The sequence below is a fragment of the Streptomyces sp. NPDC041200 genome (assembly GCF_055591805.1).
Genome location: NZ_JBVIZF010000019.1, coordinates 114,447 through 130,841, shown reverse-complemented (window position 1 = coordinate 130,841; position 16,395 = coordinate 114,447). Strand labels below are relative to the sequence as shown.

12 protein-coding genes are annotated in these 16,395 nt (G+C 70.6%); 9 read left to right on the top strand and 3 right to left on the bottom strand.

The genetic code is table 11. The annotated features are described in order from the left end of the window. Nucleotides 1-128: 128 nt before the first annotated feature. Both dcd and ACZ6CL_RS30955 read left to right on the top strand, forming a co-directional pair. Entirely contained in the window at nucleotides 129-704 is a 576-nt protein-coding gene (dcd, locus tag ACZ6CL_RS30960) for a dCTP deaminase (protein WP_385443925.1), read from the top strand. 12 nt (nucleotides 705-716) lie between these two features. Next, complete coding sequence (locus ACZ6CL_RS30955; protein ID WP_468941605.1) at nucleotides 717-1,214, top strand: phosphoribosyltransferase; 498 nt, start codon at nucleotides 717-719, stop codon at nucleotides 1,212-1,214. A 63-nt stretch (nucleotides 1,215-1,277) separates the two neighbouring features. Here the strand turns inward: ACZ6CL_RS30955 and ACZ6CL_RS30950 are convergent, their stop codons facing one another. Together ACZ6CL_RS30950 and ACZ6CL_RS30945 are read right to left on the bottom strand one after the other, a co-directional pair. Then, nucleotides 1,278-2,273 carry a Yip1 family protein gene (locus tag ACZ6CL_RS30950; RefSeq protein ID WP_468941602.1) on the bottom strand — a complete coding sequence of 332 codons (996 nt, stop codon included), beginning with the start codon at nucleotides 2,271-2,273 and terminating at the stop codon, nucleotides 1,278-1,280. A gap of 138 nt (nucleotides 2,274-2,411) precedes the next feature. Further along, a complete protein-coding gene (locus tag ACZ6CL_RS30945) occupies nucleotides 2,412-3,914 on the bottom strand; it encodes an FG-GAP repeat domain-containing protein (protein ID WP_468941599.1) in 1,503 nt (500 codons plus the stop codon). A 563-nt stretch (nucleotides 3,915-4,477) separates the two neighbouring features. On the opposite strand from ACZ6CL_RS30945, the gene ACZ6CL_RS30940 reads away from it, so the two are divergent. Further along, nucleotides 4,478-7,387, top strand: a complete 2,910-nt coding sequence (locus ACZ6CL_RS30940) for a SpoIIE family protein phosphatase (protein ID WP_468941596.1) — start codon at nucleotides 4,478-4,480, stop codon at nucleotides 7,385-7,387. 90 nt (nucleotides 7,388-7,477) lie between these two features. Here ACZ6CL_RS30940 and ACZ6CL_RS30935 read toward each other — a convergent pair whose 3' ends face one another. Beyond that, complete coding sequence (locus ACZ6CL_RS30935; RefSeq protein ID WP_468941593.1) at nucleotides 7,478-9,742, bottom strand: (Fe-S)-binding protein; 2,265 nt, start codon at nucleotides 9,740-9,742, stop codon at nucleotides 7,478-7,480. 250 nt (nucleotides 9,743-9,992) lie between these two features. Here ACZ6CL_RS30935 and dnaK point away from each other — a divergent pair, with 250 nt between their 5' ends. The 6 genes from dnaK to proP all read left to right on the top strand — a co-directional run bounded on the left by dnaK (nucleotide 9,993) and on the right by proP (nucleotide 16,394). After that, nucleotides 9,993-11,867, top strand: coding sequence for a molecular chaperone DnaK (gene dnaK / locus ACZ6CL_RS30930; protein WP_468941590.1), 1,875 nt, complete (start codon nucleotides 9,993-9,995; stop codon nucleotides 11,865-11,867). Further along, complete coding sequence (grpE, locus tag ACZ6CL_RS30925) at nucleotides 11,864-12,523, top strand: nucleotide exchange factor GrpE (protein WP_468941588.1); 660 nt, start codon at nucleotides 11,864-11,866, stop codon at nucleotides 12,521-12,523. Before dnaK ends, grpE begins: the two co-directional genes overlap by 4 nt. A 45-nt stretch (nucleotides 12,524-12,568) precedes the next feature. Then, nucleotides 12,569-13,756, top strand: a complete 1,188-nt coding sequence (gene dnaJ / locus ACZ6CL_RS30920) for a molecular chaperone DnaJ (protein ID WP_468941585.1) — start codon at nucleotides 12,569-12,571, stop codon at nucleotides 13,754-13,756. 4 nt (nucleotides 13,757-13,760) lie between these two features. Continuing rightward, nucleotides 13,761-14,246 (top strand): heat shock protein transcriptional repressor HspR, encoded by a 486-nt coding sequence (locus ACZ6CL_RS30915; RefSeq protein WP_468941582.1) that lies wholly within the window; start codon nucleotides 13,761-13,763, stop codon nucleotides 14,244-14,246. A gap of 118 nt (nucleotides 14,247-14,364) precedes the next feature. Beyond that, nucleotides 14,365-14,736 (top strand): cupin domain-containing protein, encoded by a 372-nt coding sequence (locus ACZ6CL_RS30910; protein ID WP_468941580.1) that lies wholly within the window; start codon nucleotides 14,365-14,367, stop codon nucleotides 14,734-14,736. A 140-nt stretch (nucleotides 14,737-14,876) separates the two neighbouring features. After that, a complete protein-coding gene (gene proP / locus ACZ6CL_RS30905; protein ID WP_468941622.1) occupies nucleotides 14,877-16,394 on the top strand; it encodes a glycine betaine/L-proline transporter ProP in 1,518 nt (505 codons plus the stop codon). Nucleotide 16,395 lies beyond the last annotated feature (1 nt).

Sequence of the window (16,395 nt, the reverse complement as noted above, 5' to 3'; positions counted from 1 at the left end):
GCGAGGAGTGGGAGCGGGGGGTGTTCGTGGGGGGTTGTGGGAGCAAAACAAGAGTTGGGGGCGAGGGCCCGGTCCGGGGGGTCCGAACCCGCGCCATGTGGTGGGGGTGGTTTGCGTATCCTCGTTCCGTGCTTCTCTCAGACAAGGACATCCGGACGGAGATCGACGCCGGACGGGTGCGGATCGATCCGTATGACCCGGCGATGGTGCAGCCGTCGAGCATCGACGTCAGGTTGGACCGGTACTTCCGGGTCTTCGAGAACCATCGCTATCCGCATATTGATCCGGCGGTGGAGCAGCCGGATCTGACGCGGCTGGTGGAGCCGGAGGGGGATGAGGCGTTCATCCTGCACCCGGGGGAGTTCGTGCTCGCCTCCACGTACGAGGTCGTCACGCTGCCGGTGGACCTCGCCTCGCGGCTCGAGGGGAAGTCGAGCCTCGGGCGGCTGGGGCTGCTGACGCATTCGACGGCCGGTTTCATCGACCCGGGGTTCTCGGGGCATGTGACGCTCGAGCTGTCGAACGTGGCGACGCTGCCGATAAAGCTGTGGCCGGGGATGAAGATCGGGCAGCTGTGCATGTTCCGGCTGACCTCGCCCGCCGAGCATCCGTACGGCTCGGCGCGGTACGGCTCCCGCTACCAGGGGCAGCGCGGGCCGACGCCCTCGCGGTCGTTCCAGAACTTCCACCAGACGAAGGTGTGAGGGGAGCCGGTGGTGAGTGAGGAGCGCGAGAACCTTTCGTACGAGCGGTTCGGCACGGCCGTCCGCGAGCTGGCGCAGACCATCGCGGACGACGGGTACGAGCCGGACATCGTGCTGTCCATAGCCCGCGGCGGGGTCTTCGTCGCGGGCGGGCTGGCGTACGCGCTGGACTGCAAGAACATCCACCTGGTGAACGTGGAGTTCTACACGGGGGTGGGGACCACCCTCGACATGCCGGTGATGCTCGCGCCCGTGCCCAACGCGATCGACTTCTCCGACAAGAAGGTGCTGATCGCGGACGATGTCGCGGACACCGGCAAGACGCTGAAGCTGGTCCGCGACTTCTGCCTCGGGAGCGTCGCCGAGGTGCGCAGCGCCGTGATCTACGAGAAGTCGCAGTCGCTGGTGAAGTGCGAGTACGTGTGGAAGCGCACCGAGCAGTGGATCAACTTCCCCTGGAGCGTCGAGCCGCCCGTCGTGCGGCGTGACGGGCAGGTTCTCGACGCGTAGCAGAGGGGTGGGGTGTTAGAGGGGCCCTCGCGGGCCCCTCGCCTTCCCTCGCGGGCCCCTCGCCTACAGGGTTCCCAGCTTCACCAGCGACAGCAGCGCGATCAGCTGGATGGCCGACGCGCCCAGCGCCTTCTGCCACGGCAGGTCGTGCGACTTGCTCACCATGGACGTGAACAGCGCGCCCGCCGCCAGCCAGGTCGCCCAGCCCAGCACCTGGACCAGGGGGCTGTTGCCGCCCAGGAAGATCGCGAACAGCAGCCGCGGCGCGTCCGTGATGGACATGATCAGCATCGAGAGGCCGATCGTCGGTCCCCAGGTGCCGTCGCCGCCCAGCTGGCGGGCGAGGGTGTGGGTGACCGCGCCGAGCACCAGGGCGCTGATCACGACCGCGACGCCCGCGCTGAGGATCCACGGGATGCTGTTGGCCATCGGGGCCTTCAGGACGTCCGCACGGGCGTCGTCGAAGCCGAAGACCGCCAGCAGGCCGTAGACGAACGTCACGATGAGGGCCGGGACCCACACCGTGTAGTCGCGCATCTGCCAGAAGGTGGCCGGCGGGCGCAGCACGATGCCGCTCAGCAGCTGCTTCCAGGGCAGCCGGGGACCGGCGGGCGGCGCGGTCGAGGAGCCGGCGCGGTAGGTGCTGCCGTCGTCGTACGAACCGGGGCCCTGGCCGTACGGGTCGTACGCGTCGGGCGCCTCGCCCACGCTGAACGCCTGTGTGTGCCCGGCGTTGTTGTCCGCGAAGGCGCCCGGGCCGCTGGGGCCACCGGGGCCCGGTCCGCCCGGACCCGGTCCGCCCGGACCCGGTCCGCCCGGTCCCGGTCTGTACGCGCCGCCCTGGGCGCCCTGGCCCGGTGTGCCGCCTCCCGGCCCGTAGTACGGGTCCTGGCTGCCGAAGTACTCCGGCTCTCCCTGTGAGGCGGGCTGCTGCCACTGCGGCTGCGTCCGGCCGTACGGGTCCTGCGCCCCGTGCGGCTGCTGCTGCGGTCGCTGCTGCTGCCCTTGTTGCGCGGAGTGGGAGTCCCGTCCGCGTCCGATCCTGAATCCAGCCACCATTCGAACGTACCCGGTCGCGGGGGGTGGGGTGCCGGAGCGGAGGGACAGGCCCGGCATTGCTGCCGAGCTGTGACATCCCTTAGGGGGACCCTGGGGGGTTTACCCCCCGCCAGGGTCCCGGTTGGTGCTAGTGGACCGCTAACGGGCCCCGGCGAAGGGCCTGCTGGAGAAGGTGATCTTGTCGGAGGAGCCGTTCGTGATCCACCATCGCTCGGGCCGCTCGCCGTACAGGGAGAAGGCGATGCCGGGGCCCCAGGCGAGCACGACCTCGTCCTTGCCGTCGTGATCGAAGTCCGCCGCCCCGTAGAGCCGGGCGGCGCGCTCGTCGGAGCGTACGGCCTTGCCGTCCACCCGGGCCGGGACGGTGCGGGTGAGGGTGTGGCGGGCAAGGGAGGCATGGGCGGCACGGCCGGTACGGCCGGGGCGCGGGGCCAGCAGCCGGGCGCCGCCGGAGCCGAGCGGGACGGCCAGCTCGTCGGCGCCGTCGCCGTCGGTGTCGGCGGCCACCATCGTCCCGGACATGCCCGGCACCGGGAGGGAGGGGGAGGAGCGGACGAAGCGGCCCGTGGCGGTGCCGTAGTAGACGCTCACCGTGCGGCCGATGTCCGGCTTCTCCGTCGCGTCGCCGCCCTCGTCGGCGCGGGTGCCGCTGGCGCCGACCGCGACGTCCCGGCGGCGGTCCCCGTTGAAGTCGCCGAAGGTGATCGAGTTGCCCTTGCGCAGCGTGCGCCCCGTGTGACGCAGCCCCCGCGGGCCCGCGGTCAGGAGGGTGGAGCCGGACTGGGTGGCGGCGCTGATCCCGTGCACGACCAGGTCGGTGGGGCGGTCGCCGCGGATCCGGTCGGCGACGAGGTCGCCGATCTCGGCGTGGCTGCCGCGGAACGGGCTGCGGTACGGCACGGTCCTGGCGGGCTGGCCCGCGCGGCTGAACGGCCCGTACAGGACGAGGAACGAGCGGCGGTTCGCGCGGACCACCGCCAGGTCGTGGTGGCCGTCGCCGTTGAAGTCGCCGACGGTCGGGCGCTGCGGATCGACGGAGTCGCCGGGGCTGGTGAGCTGGACGCGGGCGGCGGAGCGGGCGTGCGGCGGGCCGCCCGCGCTGCCCCAGGCGATGTACGGAGCGGTCCGCACCGTGGCGTGGGTGCGCTTGGCCTCGGCGGCGCTCAGCCGCTCGCCGCCGGTGGTGGTCACGTCGGCGTAGCCGTCGCCGTCGAGGTCGGCGGTGGCCACCTCGGTCGCGCCCGCGACGGCGACGTCGTCGGCGGGCAGGCCCAGATCGGCCCGCCGGAGGACGGTGCGGGTGGCGGGGTGGAGGCCGTCGTCCGAGCCGTGGACGAAGGCGATCCGGCTGGGCAGGCCCCGCTTGCGGGGCGGCACCGGAAGCTGGAGGTCCGGGTAGCGGTCGCCGTTGACGTCGTCGGGCAGCTTGCTGCCCTTGCCGCGCGGGACGGGGGCGGTCGCGGGCCCGGCCCCTTGGGAAGTGGCGGCCGACGACGGACGCCGGTCTTGTGGCCCGTCGCCGGAGTCACCCACTCCGCATCCGGTGAGCAGCGCGAGCACACCGGCCCAGACCGCGCAGGTGACGAGGGCGGTGCGGCCGGTGCGGCCGGAGTGTCGCGTGGGGGAAGGCGCGGGCGTCATCGGTCACCCCTAACCCATGCGGCAGGGTCGCGGCAACCTGGACGGCCACCTGGAGGCAACCCGGATGCCCACCTGGAGGCAACCAGACGGTCACCGGGGCGGCGACCCGGACGGCCACCCGGGCGGCGCTCGCGCCACGGTCGAGGGGCGCTCGCGACACGCAGCGGTGGGGCGTAAAGGGGGATACGGGGGTGATCAGTCCGCTTGACTGTAAAGATGACCTTTGGAGCACAAGGGCCGTCCAGGACATTTACCTACCCCTGGGTGGGGCATGATCCTGCAGGGATCCACAACCTTGTTGTGAGAAGGGATACTTCACGGCCAGGATCGGTTCATGTTCGAAGCGGGCGAGCGGGGGCAGCCATGTGCGATGCGCACGATGCGTCAGTGACGGGTGAGGTACCGAGACCCATGGAGGGTGCGAGCGGGGTGTAGTCGCGATGTCGGACGGGAGTGGCCGGCCGGCAGCGGCGGATGCCGCTCGCCCGCCGCAGCACGAGGGTGCTAAAAATAACGACATGGCCGGACTTTTCGGTCGATCACGGGTCCCCTTGGCCCGGACCATGACCGACTGGCGGAATCAGCGCGGCCATCAGGGCCCCCGCCGTCAACGGAATGCCCGCGAGCGGAACGGGCACGACCCCACGGCGCTCGACACGGCGCACGACTCGGCGCACGGCACCGGGGGGCCCCAGACGCACCAGGCGCGCGAGCGCTACGAGGGGCAGGATCGCGGGGGCCGCCGGCGCGACCGGAAGCGCCGCCGCCCGGCCCGTGGTGTGCGTACGGTCGCGGGCCAGGTCTTCGTCCTCCAGGCGGGCGTCGTGCTGCTGCTCGTCGTCGCCGCCGTGGTGGCGCTCGTCCTGCAGTCCCGGTACGACAGCGAGCGTGAGGCCCGTAACCGCTCGACGGCCGTCGCCGAGAGCTTCGCCAACGCCCCTGGCATGGCCGCCGCGATGCGCGGCGCCGACCCGACCGCCGCGCTGCAGCCGCTCGCCGAGCGGGCCCGCAAGGGCTCCGGCGTCGACTTCGTCGTGGCCATGTCGACCCACGGAATCCGCTACACGCACCCCAATCCGAACCGGATCGGGAAGCACTTCATGGGCAGCATCGAGGACGCGGTGCGGGGCCGGACGGTCACGGAGACCTTCACCGGCACGCTCGGCCTCTCCGTGCGGTCCGTGGTGCCCGTCCGCGACCAGAGCGGGAAGGTCGTGGGCCTGGTCTCGGCCGGGATCACGATCAAGAAGGTGAGCGGCGCGGCCAACCACCAGCTGCCGCTGCTGTTCGTCGCCGCCGCGGCCGCGCTCGCCCTGGCCACGGTGGGCACGGCGCTGGTCACCGGGCGGCTGCGGCGCCAGACCCACGGTCTCGACCCGGCCGAGATGACGCGGATGTACGAGCACCACGACGCGGTGCTGCACGCCGTCCGCGAGGGCGTGCTGATCGTCAGCGGCGACGGCCGCCTGGTGCTCGCCAACGACGAGGCGCGCCGCCTCTTCGACCTGCCCCAGGACGCCGAGGGCCGCCTCGTCGCCGACCTGGGCTTCGATCCGTACACGGCCGAGCTGCTGGTCTCGGGGCGCCCGGCCACCGACGAGGTGCATACGGCGGGCGAGCGGCTGCTGTCCGTCAGCCACCGTCCCACCGACCGCAACGGCGGCCCGCCCGGCAGCGTCGCGACCCTGCGCGACACCACCGAGCTGCGCGCGCTGTCCGGCAAGGTCGACCTGGCGCGCAACCGCCTGAAGCTGCTGTACGACGCGGGCGTGTCCATCGGCACCACGCTGGACGTGGTGCGCACCGCGCAGGAGCTGGCGGAGTACGCGGTGGCCCGGTTCGCCGACTACGTCTCCGTCGACCTCGCGGACTCCGTCCTGCGCGGTGAGGAGCCGCAGGAGGGCGCCGCCGGTACGACGGGGGGCGGCGGGAGCGCGGACGGCCGCCCCACGCCCCTGCGGCGTACGGCGCTCAGCGGCATCCGCGACGACGTGCCGCTCTACCCGCTCGGCAAGCTGATCCGGTTCACCCCGGACGCGCCCCAGGCCCTCGGGTTCCGCACCGGCGTCGTCACGGTCGTCCCGGTGCTGAGCGACCACGGGGGCTGGCAGGAGCAGGATCCCGACCAGGCCCGGAAGATCGTCGACTGTGGCATCCACTCGATGATCACGGTCCCGCTGCGGGCCCGGGGCGTGGTGCTGGGCGTGGCCAGTTTCCTGCGCGCGGAGAAGCCCGAGCCGTTCGAGGAGGACGACGTCTCGCTCGCCGAGGAGCTGGTCACCCGGGCCGCCGTCAGCATCGACAACGCCCGGCGCTACACCCGCGAGCACACCATGGCCGTCACCCTGCAGCGCAGCCTGCTGCCGAGGGTGCTGCCCGAGCAGAACGCGCTGGACGTCGCGTACCGCTATCTGCCCGCCGAATCGGGCGTCGGCGGCGACTGGTTCGACGTGATCCCGCTGCCGGGCGCGCGGGTGGCGCTGGTGGTGGGCGACGTCGTCGGCCATGGGCTGCACGCGGCGGCGACGATGGGGCGGCTGCGGACGGCGGTGCACAACTTCTCCACCCTCGACCTGCCGCCCGACGAGATCCTGTCCCATCTGGACGATCTGATCGCCCGCATCGACCAGGACGAGGGCCACAGCGCCCTGGCGGACGGCGACGGCGGCGGTGAGGTGATCATCGGAGCCACGTGTCTGTACGCGATCTACGACCCGGTGACCCGGCGCTGCACCATGGCCCGGGCCGGGCATCCGCCGCCCGCGGTGGTGAGCCCGGACGGCTCGGTGGCGTTCCTGAACGATCTGCCCGTGGGCCCGCCGCTGGGCCTGGGCGGGCTGCCGTTCGAGACGGCCGAGCTGGACCTGCCCGAGGGCAGCCATCTGGTGCTCTACACGGACGGGCTGATCGAGAAGCGCGACCGGGACATCGAGATGGGCATGGAGATGCTGGGCGACGCCCTGTCCCACCCCGGGCGTTCCCCGGAGCAGACCTGTTCGGCGGTGCTGGACGCGCTGCTGCCCGAGCGCCCCAGCGATGACATCGCGCTGATCGTCGCCCGTACGAGGGTCCTGGAGCCGGGGCGGATCGCCGACTGGGAGGTGCCGTCCGAACCGGCCCGGGTCGCCGAGGTGCGGGCGGCGGTGGCGGGGAAGCTCGCGGAGTGGGAGCTGGGGGACGTGGCGTTCACGACCGAGCTGATCCTCAGCGAGCTGATCACCAACGCGATCCGCTACGCCACCGGCCCGATCCGGGTGCGGCTGCTGTGCGACCGCAGCCTGATCTGCGAGGTGTCCGACACCAGCAGCACCTCACCCCATCTGCGGTACGCGGCGACGACGGACGAGGGCGGCCGCGGGCTGTTCCTGGTCTCGCAGTTCGCCGACCGGTGGGGGACGCGGTACACGGCGGAGGGCAAGGTCATCTGGACGGAGCAGACGCTGCCGCCCAAGAACGGCAAGCCGCGGCCGTAAGGCCGTACGCCCGCGGCAGTGAGGCCGTACGTACGAAGCGAGGCCCGTCCGCGCGGTGCGCGGGCGGGCCTCGGCTCGTAGCTCAGCGGGTCACTTCACCGGTGCGGGCTCCGGGGCCTCGGTCGACTCGCCGTCACCCTCCGGCTCGGCGGGCGTCTTCACCGAGTCGAGCAGCAGCTGCGCCACGTCCACGACCTGGAGCGCCTCGCTCACCTTGCCGTCGTTCTTCTTGCCGTTGACCGAGTCGGTGAGCATGACCAGGCAGAACGGGCAGGCGGTGGAGACGATGTCCGGGTTGAGCGAGAGGGCCTCGTCGACGCGCTCGTTGTTGATGCGCTTGCCGATCCGCTCCTCCATCCACATCCGGGCGCCGCCCGCGCCACAGCAGAAGCCGCGCTCCTTGTGGCGGTGCATCTCCTCGTTGCGCAGCCCCGGCACCTTGGCGATGATCTCGCGCGGCGGGGTGTAGACCTTGTTGTGGCGGCCCAGGTAGCAGGGGTCGTGATAGGTGATCAGACCCTCGACCGGGGTGACCGGGATCAGCTTGCCCTCGTCGATGAGGTGCTGGAGCAGCTGGGTGTGGTGGATGACCTCGAAGTGGCCGCCCAGCTGCGGGTATTCGTTCGCGATGGTGTTGAAGCAGTGCGGGCAGGTCGCGACGATCTTCTTCTTCGCCTTCTCGACCACGACGCCCTCATCAGCGTCTTCGCCGAAGGCCATGTTCAGCATCTCGACGTTCTGCTGACCGAGCTGCTGGAAGAGGAACTCGTTGCCGAGGCGGCGGGCCGAGTCACCGGTGCACGCCTCGTCGCCGCCCATGATCGCGAACTTGACGCCCGCGATGTGCAGCAGCTCCGCGAAGGCCTTGGTGGTCTTCTTGGCGCGGTCCTCCAGGGCGCCCGCGCAGCCGACCCAGTACAGGTAGTCGACCTCGGTCAGGTCCTCGATGTCCTTGCCGACGACCGGAACCTCGAACTCGACCTCCTTCGTCCACGCCAGGCGCTGCTTCTTGGCCAGCCCCCAGGGGTTGCCCTTCTTCTCCAGGTTCTTGAGCATCGTCCCGGCCTCGCTCGGGAAGGACGACTCGATCATGACCTGGTAGCGGCGCATGTCGACGATGTGGTCGATGTGCTCGATGTCGACCGGGCACTGCTCGACGCAGGCGCCGCAGGTGGTGCAGGACCACAGGACGTCCGGGTCGATGACCCCGTTCTCCTCAAGGGTGCCGATCAGCGGGCGCTCGGCCTCCGCGAGGGCGCTCGCGGGCACGTCCTTCAGCTGCTCCGCGGTCGCCTTCTCCTCGCCCTCGGCGTCCTTGCCGCCGCCCGCGAGGAGGTACGGGGCCTTGGCATGCGAGTGGTCGCGCAGTGCCATGATCAGCAGCTTGGGGGAGAGCGGCTTGCCGGTGTTCCAGGCGGGGCACTGCGACTGGCAGCGGCCGCATTCGGTGCAGGTGGAGAAGTCGAGGATGCCCTTCCAGGAGAAGTGCTCGATCTGCGAGACGCCGAACTGGGCGTCCTCGTCCGGGTCCTCGAAGTCGATCGGCACGCCTGCGGAGGTCATCGGCTGGAGCGCGCCGAGCGCCACATCGCCGTCGGCCTCACGCTTGAACCAGATGTTCGGGAAGGCCAGGAAGCGGTGCCAGGCGATGCTCATGTCGATGTTCGTGCTGACCACGATCATCCAGACCATGGTCGTGCCGAGCTTGATCATCGCGAAGAGGTAGGTCAGGTTCTGCAGGGTGCCGAGCCCCAGACCCTTGAAGAGCAGCACCAGCGGGTACGAGGCGAAGTACGCCGGCTCGTAGTGGTCGACGCCGTGCAGGGCGCCCTCGAGGCCGCGCAGCGCCATGATGGCCAGGCCGATGATGAGGATGACGTACTCGACGAAGTACGCCTGCCAGGCCGTGGAGCCCGTGAACCGCGACTTGCGGCCCGCCCGGCTGGGCAGGTTCAGCAGCCGGATCACCATCAGGGTCGCGATGCCGAGCGTGGTCATCGTGCCGATGAACTCGATGTACAGCTCGTACGGGAGGAAGCCGCCGACGAGCGGCAGCGTCCAGTCGGCCTGGAAGAGCTGGCCGTAGGCGTTGATGATGGTCGGCGGCAGGGTCAGGAAGCCCACCGCGACGAACCAGTGGGCGATGCCGACGACACCCCACTTGTTCATGCGGGTGTGCGCGAGGAACTCCCGGACCAGCGTCACGCTGCGCTGCCAGGGGTTGTCGGTGCGGGTGCCCGCCGGGACCGGCGCGCCGAGCCTGAAGAACCGAACGAATTGCGCGACGGCCCGGCCGAGCAGGGCAACGCCGACCGCGGTGAGGACCAGCGACACGATGATCGCGGCGAGTTGCATGGAGGCTCCTCGAACCTGCGAGTGCGGGCATTACTAAGCAGTAACTTAATTTGTCTTGACTGACATTACCCGTCCGGGTGCACCCCCATGTAGTCGACCGGCCGGTGATTTGCGTCGCCCGGCCGACCCCCCTTGGGCATAAGGCCCGAATAAAAGTTGAGTCGCGACGACTCAGGTCTGTTGACAGCGAGAAGTCGATCATGCACGCTTGAGTCTGTTCCACTCAATGCTGTAGCTGGAGGATTCCGAAATGGCACGTGCGGTCGGCATCGACCTGGGTACGACGAACTCCGTCGTCAGTGTTCTCGAAGGCGGTGAGCCCACCGTCATCACCAACGCCGAGGGCGCCAGGACCACGCCTTCCGTCGTCGCCTTCGCGAAGAACGGCGAGGTGCTCGTCGGCGAGGTGGCCAAGCGCCAGGCGGTGACCAACGTGGACCGGACCATCCGGTCGGTCAAGCGCCACATGGGCACTGACTGGAAGGTCAACCTCGACAACAAGGACTTCAACCCGCAGCAGATGAGCGCCTTCATCCTGCAGAAGCTGAAGCGGGATGCCGAGGCGTACCTGGGCGAGAAGGTCGCGGACGCGGTCATCACCGTCCCGGCGTACTTCAACGACGCCGAGCGCCAGGCGACCAAGGAAGCCGGTGAGATCGCGGGCCTCAACGTCCTGCGTATCGTCAACGAGCCTACCGCCGCCGCGCTCGCCTACGGGCTGGAGAAGGACGACCAGACCATCCTGGTCTTCGACCTCGGCGGCGGCACCTTCGACGTCTCGCTGCTGGAGATCGGCGACGGCGTGGTGGAGGTCAAGGCCACCAACGGTGACAACCACCTCGGTGGTGACGACTGGGACCAGCGCGTCGTCGACTACCTGGTCAAGCAGTTCAACAACGCCAACGGCGTGGACCTGTCCAAGGACAAGATGGCTCTCCAGCGCCTCCGCGAGGCCGCTGAGAAGGCGAAGATCGAGCTGTCCAGCTCGACCGAGACCACCATCAACCTGCCCTACATCACGGCCTCCGCCGAGGGCCCGCTGCACCTGGACGAGAAGCTCAGCCGCTCGCAGTTCCAGCAGCTGACCTCGGACCTGCTGGAGCGCTGCAAGACCCCGTTCCACAACGTCATCAAGGACGCGGGCATCTCGCTGTCCGAGATCGACCACGTGGTCCTGGTCGGCGGCTCGACCCGGATGCCCGCCGTCGCCGAGCTGGTCAAGGAGCTGACCGGCGGCAAGGACGCCAACAAGGGCGTCAACCCGGACGAGGTCGTCGCCATCGGCGCGTCCCTCCAGGCCGGTGTCCTCAAGGGTGAGGTCAAGGACGTCCTCCTGCTGGACGTCACCCCGCTGTCCCTCGGTATCGAGACCAAGGGCGGCATCATGACCAAGCTGATCGAGCGCAACACGACCATTCCGACCAAGCGCTCGGAGATCTTCACGACGGCCGAGGACAACCAGCCGTCCGTGCAGATCCAGGTCTACCAGGGCGAGCGCGAGATCGCCGCGTACAACAAGAAGCTCGGGATGTTCGAGCTGACCGGCCTGCCGCCGGCCCCGCGCGGGGTGCCGCAGATCGAGGTCACCTTCGACATCGACGCGAACGGCATCATGCACGTCGCGGCGAAGGACCTGGGCACCGGCAAGGAGCAGAAGATGACCGTCACCGGCGGCTCCGCGCTGCCGAAGGACGACATCGACCGCATGATGCGCGAGGCCGAGCAGTACGCGGAGGAGGACCACAAGCGCCGCGAGGCCGCCGAGACCCGCAACCAGGCCGAGCAGCTGGTCTACCAGACCGAGAAGTTCCTCAAGGACAACGAGGACAAGGTCCCGGGCGAGGTCAAGACCGAGGTCGAGGAAGCGGTGACCGACCTCAAGGAGAAGCTCAAGGGCGAGGACACCGCCGAGATCCGCACCGCGACCGAGAAGGTCGCCGCGGTCAGCCAGAAGCTGGGCCAGGCCATGTACGCCAACACCGACGCCGCCGGTGAGGCCGGTGCCGCCGGTGCCGCCGGTGCGGACGGTGCCGAGGGCGCCCAGGCCAAGGCCGATGACGATGTAGTGGACGCCGAGATCGTCGACGACGAGAAGGCCGACAAGGGCCAGGGTGGTGCCGCGTGACGGAGGAGACCCCGGGCTTCGAGGAGCAGCCCGACGTCCCCTCCGAAGCCGCGCAGACCCCCGACGACGCGGCAAAGGGCGCCGGGTCCGCCGACAAGGCGGGCCCGGGTGCCCCGGCCGGGGACATCGAACAGGTAGCCATTCAGGCGCAGCTGGACCAGGTGCGTACCGCCCTCAACGAGCGGACCGCCGACCTCCAGCGACTCCAGGCCGAGTACCAGAACTACCGGCGCCGGGTCGAGCGGGACCGGGTGCAGGTCAAGGAGGTCGCGGTCGCGAACCTCCTGACCGAGCTGCTTCCCGTGCTCGACGACATCGGCCGGGCGCGGGAGCACGGCGAACTCGTCGGCGGCTTCAAGTCCGTCGCCGAATCGCTGGAGACGGTGGCGGCGAAGCTGGGCCTGCAGCAGTTCGGCAAGGAGGGCGAGCCCTTCGACCCGCTGGTGCACGAGGCGCTCATGCACTCGTACGCGCCGGATGTCACCGAGACGACGTGCGTGCAGATTCTCCAGCCGGGGTATCGAATCGGCGAACGAACGATTCGCCCGGCGCGGGTCGCGGTCGCCGAGCCCCAGCCGGGTGCCTCGCCCAAGGGCCCGGGCGAAGGCGACGGCACGGCGCCGGACGAGGAGAGCGGTGGCCCGGAAGAGGGCTGACGCGACGGTGACGGCAGGAATATCAGGAGAGGAGGGACGTCGGGGATGAGCACCAAGGACTTCGTCGAGAAGGACTACTACAAGGTTCTCGGCGTCCCCAAGGACGCCACCGAGGCGGAGATCAAGAAGGCGTACCGGAAGCTCGCCCGCGAGTACCACCCGGACGCCAACAAGGGCGACGCCAAGGCCGAGGATCGCTTCAAGGAGATCTCCGAGGCGAACGACATCCTCGGCGACCCCAAGCGGCGCAAGGAGTACGACGAGGCCCGCTCCCTGTTCGGCAACGGGGGCTTCCGCCCCGGGCCGGGCGGGGCGGGCTCCACCGGAAGCTTCAACTTCGACCTGGGCGACCTCTTCGGTGGCGCCCAGGGCGGCCCCGGTGGCGCGGGCGGAGCGGGCGGCTTCGGCGGCGGGCTCGGCGACGTGTTCGGCGGTCTGTTCAACCGCGGCGGGCCCACCCGGACCCAGCCGCGGCGCGGCCAGGACGTCGAGTCCGAGGTGACGCTCAGCTTCACCGAGGCCGTCGAAGGGGCCACTGTTCCGCTGCGGATGTCCAGCCAGGCCCCGTGCAAGCCGTGCTCCGGCACCGGCGACAAGAACGGCACCCCGCGGGTCTGCCCGACCTGCGTCGGCACCGGTCAGGTCAGCCGGGGCGGCGGGGGCGGCTTCTCGCTCACCGACCCGTGCGTGGAGTGCCGGGGCCGCGGTCTGATCGCGCAGGACCCGTGCGAGACCTGCAAGGGCAGCGGACGGGCTCGTTCCGCCCGCACCATGCAGGTCCGCATCCCCGCGGGTGTCAGCGACGGCCAGCGGATCCGGCTGCGCGGCAAGGGCGCCCCGGGCGAGACCGGCGGTCCGGCCGGTGACCTCTACGTCATCGTCCATGTGGACCCGCATCCGGTCTTCGGCCGCCGCGGCGACAACCTGACCGTCACCGTCCCCGTCACCCTTCCGGAGGCGGCGCTCGGCGGCGAGATCAAGGTCCCGACGCTGGGCGGCCCGCCGGTCACCCTGAAGCTGCCGGCCGGCACGCCGGGCGGCCGGACGATGCGCGCCCGCGGCAAGGGCGCGGTGCGCAAGGACGGAACCCACGGCGACCTGCTGGTCACCGTTGAGGTGACGGTGCCGAAGGACCTCAGCGACTCGGCTCGCGAGGCGCTGGAGGCCTACCGGGATGCGACCGCGGGCGAGGACCCGCGGGCGGAGCTGTTCCAGGCCGCGAAGGGAGCATGACCCAATGGAGACGCACGGCCGAGGGGGCCTCGGAGGCAGGGGACCCGGCCGGTCACGTAATCCGTACGAGCTGACCGACGAATCGCCGGTGTACGTCATCTCGGTCGCCGCTCAGCTCTCCGGCCTGCATCCGCAGACCCTGCGTCAGTACGACCGCCTCGGGCTGGTCTCCCCGGACCGCACCGCCGGCCGCGGCCGGCGGTATTCCGCGCGCGACATCGACCAGCTGCGCCAGGTGCAGCAGCTGTCCCAGGACGAGGGGATCAACCTCGCCGGGATCAAGCGCATCATCGAGCTGGAGAACCAGGTCGCCGCGCTGCAGTCGCGCGTGGCCGAGCTGCAGTCGGCCGTCGAGGGCGCGGCCGCCGCCATGCAGCAGCGCGAGGCCCAGGTCCACGCCTCGTACCGTCGCGACCTGGTCCCCTACCAGGACGTCCACCAGGGCAGCGCGCTGGTCGTCTGGCGTCCCAAGCGCAAGCGAGCGGACTAGCGTCTCCCTTCACGTGAGCGACAGGCCCGGTGACCTCTACGGTCGCCGGGCCTGTCGTTTGGTGGCGAGGCATGTCGCGGGCGGGCGCACCATGGAGGTGTGGGAGGAGGTACCGCACATGTTGGAGATCAAGACGCTGGACAAGCCGGATGAGCGGCGGGACTTCCCCGGTGGGCATCTGGAAACGCTGCACCTGACGGGGCTCAACTTCGCCGTGGGCACCTTCGAGCCCGGCTGGCGCTGGCGGGAGTCGGTCCGGCCGCTGGCCGGTACCCAGAGCTGCCAGGTCCGCCACACCGGGATCGTGGTCCAGGGGCGGATGCGGCTGCGGATGGACGACGGCGCCGAGGGCGAGGTCGGCCCCGGCGATGTGTTCGTGGTGCCGCCCGGCCACGACGCGTGGGTGGTCGGCGACGAGCAGGTGGTCGTGTACGACACCGGCGGCGAGATGGCCGAGGCCTATGCGCGGACGGAAGGGGCAGATCCCTGATCACGGGTTTCGGCAGGTGGGGTGCCGGTAACGCGTAGCAGCCCGGATCCGTCAGCAGGGAAGAAATGAGTACCGGCCCCACACCCCCGCACAAGAGCGGCCGCCCGGCCAGAGGCGGCGGAAGCGAACGTACCGACCGCATGCTGCGGACGCTGCTCCGCCGCCGCAAGCGGTCGCTCGCTTACGAGGACGTCACGGTCGTCGACCGGCCGCGGCTGCGGCGCGCGGTGACCGCCACCGCGGTCGGCAACACCATGGAGTGGTTCGACTTCGGCGTCTACGCGTACGTCGCGGTCACCCTCGGCAAGGTCTTCTTCCCGTCCAGCTCCCCGGCCGCGCAGGTGGTGTCGACGTTCGCCACCTTCGCGGTCGCCTTCCTGGTGCGGCCGCTCGGCGGGCTGGTCTTCGGACCGCTGGGCGACCGCATCGGACGGCGCCGGGTGCTGTCCACCACCATGATCATGATGGCGGTCAGCACCTTCGCGGTGGGGCTGCTGCCCGGTTACGACTCCATCGGCTTCGCCGCGCCGCTGCTGCTGCTGGCGTGCCGGGTGGTGCAGGGCTTCTCGACCGGCGGTGAGTACGCGGGGGCGACCACGTACATCGCGGAGTTCGCGCCCGACCGGCGGCGCGGCTTCCTGGGCAGCTGGCTCGACTTCGGCACCTTCATCGGCTATTCGCTGGGCTCCGGGCTGGTCACGCTGCTGACCGCGGTGCTCGGGGACGACGGCATGACGGACTGGGGCTGGCGGCTTCCGTTCCTGGTCGCCGGGCCGCTCGGGATCATCGGGCTGTACATGCGGCTGCGGCTGGAGGAGAGCCCGGCGTTCCAGCAGGAGGCCGAACGGGCGGCCGAGGCGGCGAAGGCCGCGGCCGCCGGCGACGGCACGGCGCCGGTGGAGGAGGCGCGGCAGTCCGGCAAGGGGCGGCTGAAGGAGATCTTCACCCGGCACTGGCAGGCCGTGCTGATCTGCATGGGTCTTGTCCTGCTGTACAACGTCACCAACTACATGGTGACGTCCTACCTGCCGACGTACATGACCTCCACGCTCGGCGAGAACGCCACCACCGCGCAGCTGCTGGTGCTCGCCACGATGATGGTGGTGGCGCTGACGATCACCGCGGTCGGGCGGTCCTCCGACCGCTGGGGGCGCCGCCCGATGTTCATGGCCGGGAGCGGGGCCATGATCGTGCTGGCGATTCCGGCGTTCCTGCTGATCCAGGAGGGCGGCATCCTGCTGCCCGCGATCGGCTGTCTGGTGCTGGGGCTGCTGCTGGTCACGTTCGCGGGCACGACGGCCGCCACGCTCCCGGCGCTGTTCCCGACCCGGCTGCGCTACGGCGCGTTGTCGATCTCGTTCAACCTGTCCGTGTCGCTGTTCGGCGGGACGACGCCGCTGATCGCCTCGTCGCTGGTCGAGTCGACGGGCGATCCGCTGGTGCCCGCGTACTACCTGATGGCGGCCGGTGTGGTGGGCCTGGTGTCGGCCCTGTTCCTGTACGAGACGGCCGGGAAGCCGCTGCGCGGTTCGGGCCCGATGGTGGAGACCGAGGAGGAGGCCCGTACGGCGGTGGCGGAGAGCCGCACCGAGGCCGGGCGCCGGGCGCGCGACATCTGGATCAGGGTCCGGCACCCCTGGGGGCGCCACCCGCGGTGAG